A 9,703-nucleotide genomic window follows, 5' to 3' on the forward strand; every position below is an offset into this window, starting at 1 on the left:
GCCGGCTCGTTCCTTTGGGCTAGCATACCCCGCACGGAGGGCAGGCAGTGGTCCTCGAAATCATGAAGAAGGGCTTCCGGGCGGACCCGGGGGTCGTCGCTCAGCTGAAGGCCCACCAGTGGGCGACCGACGCCCAGAAGAAGGACCTCGTCGAGAAGTTCCTGGCCATGCCGAACCTCGAGATCGAGGACGTGGCCTGGACGGCCGCCGATCCGACCCCGGAGCTCAGGGCCGCGGGGCTCGCCATCCTGAAGAAGCGGGGGGTGGACCGGGCGGTGCTCGACGCCGTCGTCGCGCTGGCGCGAACCCGCTCGGAGGCGGCGCGCCGCGGGGTCCAGCGATTCCTGAAAGACCTGTCTGCGGGAGGCGATCTCGGAGGCTTCCTCGCCCAGCTCGCCGAGCGAGGGGACGACTTCGCCAAGCTCACCGCGCTCGAGATGGCCCAGGACCTGCCTGCCGAGCGGGCGTTCTCGATCTACCGCAGGGCGCTGGCCGGCGGCGCCCCCCTGCTCCGATCCCGTGCCCTGCGGGCGATCAGCGAAACGAAGGCGATCGCCACCTCCCCGGCCGCCCGCAGCCTCGCCCTCGCCGCCCTGAAGGACGAGGACGAGGAGACGCGGGTCCAGGCCCTCGGGATCCTCGAGCAGGCACCCGACGAGGAGCTCGTCACTCACCTGCTCGGCCTGGCCCGCTCGGGGGGCTCGCCCCGCGTGGCGGAGGCGGCCTTCGCGTCGCTCGAGCGCCTCCTTCCCGTGGCAAAGGGCGATCACACACGGGAGATCCTCTCCCTGCTCGCCGACGGCAACGCCCCGGTCCGCAAGGGTGCGCTCGCCCTGGTCGCACGGATCCCGGCCGACATCCTCGCCCCCCGTTTCCTGCAGGCCTTCGAGGGGACGTTCGTCTGGATCCGCGATCGTGCGCTCGAAACGGTCGTCCAGGGGAATCCGGGCTTCGTCCCGGCGCTCCTCAAGCTCGCCGGAGCGGCCGATCCGGCCGTGTCGGGCCCCGCCCGGGAGCTCTCCCTCCTCGTCGACGACGCCCGGGCCGTCCCCGTCTGGATGGGTCTCCTCGACAGCTCCGACTGGTGGGTCCGCGTCCAGGCCCTCGAGAACATCGGCCGGCACGGCGCGGGAGACCAGGTGCTCCAGAGGCTCATCGGGCTGCTCCGGGATTCGGATACGGGCCTCGCGGCCGTCGGCGCTCTCGGACGCCTGGGCGACCCACGGGCGGCGGGGCCTCTCTTCGAGCTCTTCAAGGCCTCCAAGGAACGGCCTGACGACCAGCTCGAGATCCTCGACGCCCTCGCGCACCTCTATCCGAAGCTCCCGAAGGTGGGCGAGGTCCTCACCGGGGTCTCGAAGGTGGCCGACCTCGACCGCAACGTCCGCGACAAGGCGCGGCGCCTCGTCGGCCGGCTGATGGGCGAGACGGCCCGCGAGGCCATCCCTCCGGTGACGGTGGCGTTCGACCGGGTGGAGCTGCGCAACAAGAGCGGGATCTCGATCCAGGACCTGCTCACGGACACGGTCGCCAGCGGCGCGTCGGACCTGCACCTGGCCACGGGCTTCGTCCCGCACCAGAGGATCCACGGCCGCCTCACCCCGCTCGACGTCGGGATCACGACTCCCGGCACCGCCGAGCGGCTCATCAGGTCGATCATCTCCACGGACGAATGGGCCCAGCTGGTCGAGCACCGGAACCTGGACGTCTGCATCCGTGTCCCGGGCCTCGGTCGCTTCCGCGCGAACTTCTTCTCCCAGCGGCTCGGCTGGGACGCCTGCTTCCGCGTCATTCCGCAGACGATCCCGACCCTCGAGGAGATCGGGCTGCCGGAGTCGGCCTGGGAGCTCGCGCGCTATTCCCAGGGGCTCGTCCTGGTCACCGGCCCGGCGGGATGCGGGAAGTCGACGACGCTCGCCGCCCTCCTGAACCTCGTGAACGAGACGCGCCAGGGACACATCATCTCCGTCGAGGACCCGGTCGAGTTCGTCCACGCGAACAAGGAGTGCCTCGTGAACCAGCGGCAGGTGCCGCATCACACGGTCTCGTTCGCCCGCGCCCTGAAGGCCGCCCTGCGCGAGGACCCCGACGTCATCCTCGTCGGCGAGATGCGTGACACGGAGACGATGTCGCTCGCCATCTCGGCCTCGGAGACCGGGCACCTCGTCTTCGGGACGCTCTCGACGACGACCGCCCCCGCCACCGTCGACCGGATCATCAACGCGTTCCCCGCGGGGCAGCAGGGGCAGATCCGGACGATGATCTCCGAGTCGCTCAAGGCCGTCATCTCGCAGACGCTCCTGCCCCGGCGCGGCGGCATCGGCCGGATCGCGGCGTTCGAGATCCTCCGCGGAACCCAGGCCGTCGGCTCTCTGATCCGGGAATCGAAGACCTTCCAGCTGCCGGGCGTCCTCCAGACCGGGCAGCTTTCCGGGATGAACACGATGGACCAGGCCCTCCTCAAGCTCGCAGAGGAGAAGAAGGTCGACGCGGAGGCCGCGATGGACCGCGCGCTGAAGAAGGAACCCTTCGAGAAGCTCGTCGCCGAAGAGAGGCTGGCGCTCGCATGAGCGGCCCCGACGCAGGGAGCGCGAGCGCCCGTATCGATTCCCTCCTGAGGGTCGTCCTCGAGAAGAAGGCCTCCGACCTCCACCTCGCCTGCGGCTCGCCGCCGATGATCCGCGTCGACGGGGACCTCGTGCGGATGAAGTGGCGCGCCGTCCAGGAGGACGACTTCGAGAACCTGCTCCACCCCATCACACCGACGGCCGTCTGGGAGGAGTGGGCCAGGAGCGGCGACGGCGACTTCGCCTACGCGATGGGCGACAAGGCCCGCTTCCGCGTGAACCTCTTCCGCCAGGAGCACGGCCCGGGGGCCGTCCTGCGGATGATCCCGCCGCGTGTCCTGACCGTCGAGGACCTCGGCCTTCCCGAGCAGGTCGCCGCCGTCGGCAGGACGCTCCGCGGCCTCGTCCTCGTCACCGGGCCGACCGGCTCGGGCAAGTCGACGACCCTCGCCGCGCTCATCGACCGGATCAACCAGACGAAGTCGTACCACATCGTCACGATCGAGGACCCGGTCGAGTTCGTCCACGTCTCGAAGTCCTCGATCATGACGCACCGCGAGCTCGGCCCCGACACGCCGACCTTCACGGCCGCGCTGAAGGCCGCCCTCCGGGAGGACCCCGACGCGATCCTCGTCGGCGAGCTGCGCGACCTGGAGACGATGCGGATGGCCCTGCACGCCGCCGAGACCGGACTCCTCGTCTTCGGTACGCTCCACACGAACTCGGCCTCGAAGGCGGTCGACCGCCTCATCGACGGTTTCCCGTCCGAAGAGCAGGAGCAGGTGCGGATCGTCCTTTCCGAGGTCCTCAAGGCGGTCGTCGCCCAGCTCCTCCTGAGGAAGAAGGGAGGGGGGCGCGTGCCGGCGTTCGAGGTGCTGCGCGGATCGGCGGCGCTGGCGAATGCCATCCGGGAAGGAAAGACGTCGACGATCGCCTCGCTGATGCAGACGGGCCGCCAGCACGGAATGGTCAGCATGGACCAGTACCTGGCCGAGCTGGTCGTCCAGGACCTCGTCGACGCGACCGAAGCCTCGGAGAAGGCGGCCGACAAGGATTACTTCCGGTCTCTCGTCGAAAAGCGCCGAGCCGGCGAGATCCAGTAGCCGACCGGTTCCCGGGCGTCCTCGTCAGGACCGGGGGAGGGCCCCCGGAGGAAACGAGATCCGGAACGAGGCGCCGCCGAGGGCGTCGGAGCGCCCTGCCGAGACCCCTGCCCCGTGGAGGGAGGCGATCTTCGCGACGAGCGAGAGGCCGAGACCGGTGCCGTCGGCCTTCGTCGACGAGAACGGGACGAAGAGCTTCGGCACGGCCTCCGGCGCCACCCCGGGGCCGCTGTCGTCTACGGCGAGGAGCAGCCCGCCGTCCGGCGTTTCCTCGCCCCGGACGAGGACCCGGCCGCCCTCCCCCGCTGCTTCGGCAGCGTTGCGGACGAGGTTCACGAGAGCCCGACGCAGGAGGGCGGCGTCGGCGTCCAGCTCCGGCAGGGCGCCCTCGACCGAGAACGACACCTTCGGGGTCGTGGCCCGCCCCTCCGCGACGACCTCTTCGACGAGCGTCGCGACGTCGACGGCCGTCCGCTGCAGACGCTCGGGCCGCGCGAAGAGCAGGAAATCCCCCGTGACGCGGGCGACGTGCTCGGCCTCCGCACGGATGCGGCCGAGGTGCCTCTGGCGCGACTCCGGGTCGTCCGCGGTCCCTGCCAGGCGCGCGTAGCCGAGGATGGCCGCGGTGGCGTTGCGGAACTCGTGGGCGATGCCCGCCGACATCTCCCCGAGCGAAGCGAGCTCCCGCCGGAACGAGAGCTCCCGCTCCAGCCGCTTCACCGCCGTCCGGTCCTCCAGGAACACCAGCGCGCCGAGGAGCGTCCCGGCCGCGTCGACGACCGGGACGGCCGTCACCGCGAGCTGCCGGCCGGCAGTGGCGTCCCCGCGCATCGCCTCGCGGCCGAGGGTCGGCTCGCCGGTGAGGGCGCGGGCCGTGGCGTCGGCGATCGGGGGCCACTCGGCGAGCGACGACGACGCCGGCTGGCCGAGCGGGGAATCGGGCAGGCCGAGGAGCTCGCGGGCCGCCGGGTTCGCCTCGGCGAGACGGCCCGAGGCCTCTACGACGAGGAGCCCTCCCGGGTGGGACCTCACGAGCGTCTGCGATGTGACCGCGAGGGCGTCGGCGCGGGCCTCCGCGCTCTTGCGCATCTCCTCCAGCTCGCCGGTCCGGCGCCGGAGCTCGTCGACGGTGCGGCGAAACGTGGCCAGCGCGGCTCGCGGGCCCTCCGGGCTCGCCTCCTCCCCGACGAGGCCTTCGGCCCCGCGGGCCGTCTCGGCCAGGACCTCGAGAGGATCGAGCAGGCGTTTGAGGAGCGGAGCGACGAGGAGCCCGAGGAAGATGGCCCCGGCCGGGATCGCCACGGTGAAGACGGTCATCATCCGCTCGGCCGCGGCGACGGACGAGGCGTCGTACAGGACCCTCATGACCCGGGTGCCCCCGTCGACGCGGATCGCTGCCGCCAGCGCCGGCGTCTGGCCGATGCGCGATCTGGTGAGGAGCGGAAGGGCTCCGGGCGGGATCTCCTCCGGGTCGAGCCGAACCGGCGCGAGGGGGGCGGCCGGGAGGAAGCCGGCCTGTGACAGGAGCGTTCCCTTCGCGTCGAAGACGGCGGCCTGAAGAGCCCCGTGACCGCGGAGGAGGCTCGCGACGCGGGGATCCGAGCCGAACGCCCGCGGAGATCCCGAGGGGTCGGCGCTCAGCTCCGCCACCGCGCGGATCTCGGCCTCCATCCGGAGCGCGTTCTGACGAAGAGCCCAGACCGTTGCGGAGCGGATGCCGAGGAGCGACGCGCCCGCGAGGAAGAGGACGAAGACGAGCCCCCCGACGACGAAGCGCCGGACCTCGCGAATCCAGCCCTGGACGGGTGGGCGGGACGCGTCGGGGGTCACGGCAGGAGCTCTCTCCCCGGGATGGGAAGGCCGCCCGAGAGGAGGTCGAGGGCGAGACCGCCCCACTGCCAGACGGCGACCGACGCCACGGCGAGGAAGACGCCGAACGGGACGTCGACGCGCGAGAGGAGGACGAGGAGGCCGCCGGGGACCGCCTCGCCCCGCGCCGCCAGGACCCGGAAGAAGTCGCCGGTCTCGTCCTCGACCGCGAGCCGTCCGAAAGACGTCGTCCTGCCGCTCGCAGCCCGGCGGAGCGCCAGCCGGACGAAGGCCGCGACCGGGCGTGCGACCGGACCTGCCGTCGAGAGCGTCTCGCCCGGGGAGGCGACGCCCGGGATCTCCCTCCACCGCGGCCCGCCCTCGACGATCCTGCCCTCGGGGCTCACGAGCACCCCGCGCCGGCCAGCCTCTCTCCTGGCCGTCGCCGCAGACGAACGCGCCCGGCCGAAAGCGGCCCTCCACGAGAGGTTTCTGAGAAGCGCTGGAACACCCGCGATGACGGTCCCTGTGACCGAGGCGCCGAACAGAGTGAGAAGGACGCCGCCGGGGCCGGCGAACGCTCCGATCATGGCGATCATCTTCACGTCTCCCATCCCCATCCCCTCGGCCCCGCGCACGAGACGGTAGGCGGCCCCGACGCCCCACACGAGCGCCGCTCCGAAGGCCGCCCCCGCGAGGGCCGGAAGGAAGTGGCTCGCGAGGGCGGTGGGCCCTGCGACGCGCACCGCGGCCGCGTCCCGCCAGAGCGCGAGGACGAGGCCGAGCCCGAGCACCCCGAGGGTGACCTCGTCCGGGAGAACGCGCGCGTCGAGGTCCGTGGCGGCCAGGATCACGGCGGCCGTGGCGAGGATCGCACCGGAGAGCGCGACCGGCCCGAGGCCGTGGAGGACGGCGGCCGCGAGGAAGATCGCCCCGACGAGCGCCTCGACGAGCGGATACCGGGGCGAGATCGGCGTCCGGCAGGAACGGCAGCGTCCGCAGAGGAGGAGCCACGAGACGACGGGGACGTTGTCCCATGCGGCGATCGGCGTCCGGCACCCGGGGCAGCGCGAGCGCGGGGAGACGACGGACTCGCCCTTCGGCAGGCGGTGGATGCAGACGTTCGCGAACGACCCGAGGATCGCTCCGAGAGCGAAGACGAACGGAAGGACGAGGACTTCTTCCGGCCTCAACGCCCGCGCCCTCCGGGTGGTCCCGCCAGCGCCAGGGCGAGCACGCCGAGGAGGCCCGCGGCCGAGAGGCCGAGCCCGATCCGGAAGGAGACGGGGCGATAGGTGATCTCGACCCGGTGCTCGCCCGGCGGTACGAGCACCGCGAGGAGGGCGAGCTGTGCCCGAAGGACCGGGGCCGGCACTCCGTCCACGCGTGCGATCCAGCCCGGGTCCCAGGTGCGCGTGAGGACGAGGAGCGATGCGGCGGAGGCCGTCGTCGCCAGCACGGCTCCCTCGGGCCCGTCGGTGAGGACCCGGGCGACGACCCAGCTTCCCGATGGGCGAGGCCGAGGGAGGCGCGTTCCTTCGGGAGGGGGCGCGACGAGCGCGGTTCGGCCGGCGTCGAACCCGGGCGATCTCAGGGCCTCGAACGCTTCGTCGTCCGTGGCGACGCGGCTCAGGGGCGGCAGGAAGGCCCGGCCGAACGCCCTTTCCACCTCGTATAGGTACAGAGCCTCCGCCTGCCCCGCCGGACGGAACCCACGGGCCTCGACCGGGAAGGGAGAGAGGACCTGCTGCACGTTCAGGAGCGCGAGGATTCGTGCCGCGTCGCCCCCTGCGAGGGCCGCGCCCACGAGCCGTTCCGTGCGGGGATCGCCGATGGGCGAGGCGGAGCTGGCGCTCGCGATGCCGTGGAAGAGGTTCGTGTAGCCGGCCAGCGCCGTGATGGCGCGCCTCACCGTTCCTTCTCCCCAGGCCGCATCCCGGTCGAACTTCCAGCGGAGCGCGAGCGTCCTGTCGTGGCCGGCCGGCGCGAAGACGCGGCCGGCTTCCGGCCCCGTCGCCCGGCCCGCGAGGGCGCGAGGAGGTACGAAGACCGCCGAGGCTGGTACCGACGCGAGCGCTTCGCCCGCGAGCCAGGGAAGAGGAACGAGTGCGAGGACCGCGACGAACGTCGCTGCTCCCTGCCTCGAGGAATCCGAACGCCCTCTCGCGAGGGCGAGCGCGCCTATGCCGAAGAGCGCCGCCGCGGCGCCCGCGACGGTCCGGCCCTGGTCCCGTGACACCCGGGCGTCGGGATGGAACCAGGCGAGAGTCGCAACGAGAAGGACGACCGCGATTCCGCCCGCGAGCGCGACGAGGGCGACGCGGCTCCGGGCCGACGCGTCCCGGGCCTCCTCGCCGTCGGCGACGGCTGACCCCTCCGGCTCCGCTCTCCCGAAGCGCCCCCAGAGCCACCCGTCCAGCCCTGCCCCAGCCGCCAGCGCGATCGCCAGGTGAGGAAGGATGAACCATCGAGCCGGATACCGGATCCCGCGGAAGATGCCGGTGTCGAAGAGAACGGGCACGAGAAGCCCCGACGTTCCCAGAGAGAGGAGGACACCCGTTCCCGCGAGGAGCGCGAGGCCCGCGAGGAGGCGGCGGCGTCCCGGCAGCCCGGCGCCGGCACCGGCCGCCAGGAGCAGCGGCAGTGGCCCCAGAGCGAGCGTGACCAGATATCCGCCGCGGCCCTGCGACTCCACCCGCGTCGCCTCCGGTCGAGGAGCCGAAACGAGGTCGGCGAGGTCGGACGGCCCGACGGCCCGCGCGACCGCTTCCTCCCGGGTCGTCCGCGCCCGGCGCTCGGAGCTCTGCAGGAGAGCGCCGAAAGGAAGAAGCGCTGCGCCCGCGAGCGCGACACCTGCCAACAGGGCCAGTGCAATCCGCGGCGCGATCGTCCCCGGGCCATGTCGCGCTTCAGGCGCCTCGCCCTCGGCCCCCGCGAAGAGCGCCATGCCGATCGCGGCCGCGCTCCCCACCGCCGCGACCGCCGGTTCACCGGCGAGGAACGCGCCAGCCACCGACACCGCGAAGCCCGCCCCCCGGGAACGGCCGACGGCGATGCGCCTCGCACCGGCGAAGAGCCACGGGAGCCAGGCCGCCGTGCAGGCGTTGTTGTAGACGGGCACGAGCGAGAGAAACGCTCCGCCGCCGGCGTAGAGGCCGCCGGCCAGGAGGGCCGCGGCGCGCGAGGCGCCGAGGCCCCAGAGCCAGAACGCCATTCCGCCGGCCGCAAGAACCAGGTGGAGGGCGATACCGAGGAGGGCGCCCTCCCTCCAGCCGAGGAGAAACGGCAGGTCGCCCGGGTAGAGGGCGCCGCTCTGGAGCTGCGCCAGCCACGGCTCTCCCGCGCCCGACAGGGGATTCCAGAGGGGGATCTCGAGGTTTGCCCAGCGCTCGGCGGTGTAGGCCTTCATCGGCCAGAAGAAGTCGGGCAGGTCTCCCCGCGCGGGTACGCCCCCGTTCGCGAGCGCCGGTCCGAGGAGGGCGCCGGCGAGGAGGAGTCCGACGGCCGCGCCCCGCAGGGCGACGGAGCGGGCGGCCTTCTCTCCCCGGGGATCGACGGTCATCGGGGGCGATTGTATTGGTTTCCGTGGCCCGCCGAGGGTCCCGCCGAAAAAGAGAAACGCCCGGGCTTGTGGCCCGGGCGATTCATAAATTCCCGGCGGCGTCCTACTCTCCCACACAGTTGACCCGTGCAGTACCATGGGCTCTGAAGGGCTTAACTGCCGTGTTCGGAATGGGAACGGGTGGAGCCCCTTCGATATGGCCACCGGAAAACTTGATTACTTACCAAGTCCCAGAATCGAGTCGTCATTTCGTTTCGTCGAAGCACTTCGCGCCTCAAGAATTTTATGGCCAAGCCTCACGGACGATTAGTACTGGTCAGCTTCGCGCCTTGCCGTAGCTTGGCAGCTTCCACACCCAGCCTATCAACGTGGTCGTCTCCCACGGTCCTTCAGAGGGGTTGCCCCCTGGGGAAATCTAATCTTGGGGTCGGCTTCGCGCTTATATGCCTTCAGCGCTTATCCTACCGAACTCCGCTACCCGGCGTGTGCCGCTGGCGCGACAACCGGTGCACAGGAGGTTCGTCCAACCCGGTCCTCTCGTACTAGGGTCGGGGCCCCTCAAATTTCCTGCGCCCACACGAGATAGGGACCGAACTGTCTCACGACGTTCTGAACCCAGCTCACGTACCGCTTTAACCGGCGAACAGCCGGACCCTTGGGAC

The 9,703-nt window shown here is 71.8% G+C and carries 5 protein-coding genes and 2 rRNA genes (1 of these 7 cut by a window edge); 2 read left to right on the forward strand and 5 right to left on the reverse strand.

The features are described 5' to 3' along the window. Positions 1-47: 47 nt before the first annotated feature. Both IPN03_21980 and IPN03_21985 read left to right on the forward strand, forming a co-directional pair. A complete protein-coding gene (locus tag IPN03_21980) occupies positions 48-2,570 on the forward strand; it encodes a PilT/PilU family type 4a pilus ATPase (protein MBK9376317.1) in 2,523 nt (840 codons plus the stop codon). Then, complete coding sequence (locus IPN03_21985; protein ID MBK9376318.1) at positions 2,567-3,670, forward strand: type IV pilus twitching motility protein PilT; 1,104 nt, start codon at positions 2,567-2,569, stop codon at positions 3,668-3,670. The genes IPN03_21980 and IPN03_21985 overlap by 4 nt, the downstream gene beginning before the upstream one ends. Before the next feature lie 24 nt (positions 3,671-3,694). Here IPN03_21985 and IPN03_21990 read toward each other — a convergent pair whose 3' ends face one another. The 5 genes from IPN03_21990 to IPN03_22010 form a co-directional block, all read right to left on the reverse strand. Further along, on the reverse strand, positions 3,695-5,500 hold the full coding sequence (locus tag IPN03_21990; GenBank protein ID MBK9376319.1) for a PAS domain-containing protein: 1,806 nt from the start codon (positions 5,498-5,500) through the stop codon (positions 3,695-3,697). Further along, positions 5,497-6,672 (reverse strand): prepilin peptidase, encoded by a 1,176-nt coding sequence (locus tag IPN03_21995; GenBank protein MBK9376320.1) that lies wholly within the window; start codon positions 6,670-6,672, stop codon positions 5,497-5,499. Before IPN03_21995 ends, IPN03_21990 begins: the two co-directional genes overlap by 4 nt. After that, positions 6,669-9,041 (reverse strand): YfhO family protein, encoded by a 2,373-nt coding sequence (locus tag IPN03_22000; GenBank protein ID MBK9376321.1) that lies wholly within the window; start codon positions 9,039-9,041, stop codon positions 6,669-6,671. Before IPN03_22000 ends, IPN03_21995 begins: the two co-directional genes overlap by 4 nt. Before the next feature lie 90 nt (positions 9,042-9,131). Then, positions 9,132-9,249: ribosomal RNA gene (rrf, locus tag IPN03_22005) — 5S ribosomal RNA — on the reverse strand. Between the two features lie 77 nt (positions 9,250-9,326). After that, positions 9,327-9,703: ribosomal RNA gene (locus IPN03_22010) — 23S ribosomal RNA — on the reverse strand; it runs 2,618 nt beyond the window's last position.

The organism is Holophagales bacterium (assembly GCA_016719485.1).
Lineage (GTDB): Bacteria > Acidobacteriota > Thermoanaerobaculia > UBA5066 > UBA5066 > UBA5066.

Excerpts from the sequence above, each read along its gene's own strand:
- IPN03_21985 (MBK9376318.1), top strand. The coding sequence starts at position 2,567 with ATGAGCGGCCCCGACGCAGGGAGCGCGAGCGCCCGTATCGATTCCCTC.
- IPN03_22000 (MBK9376321.1), bottom strand. The coding sequence starts at position 9,041 with ATGACCGTCGATCCCCGGGGAGAGAAGGCCGCCCGCTCCGTCGCCCTG.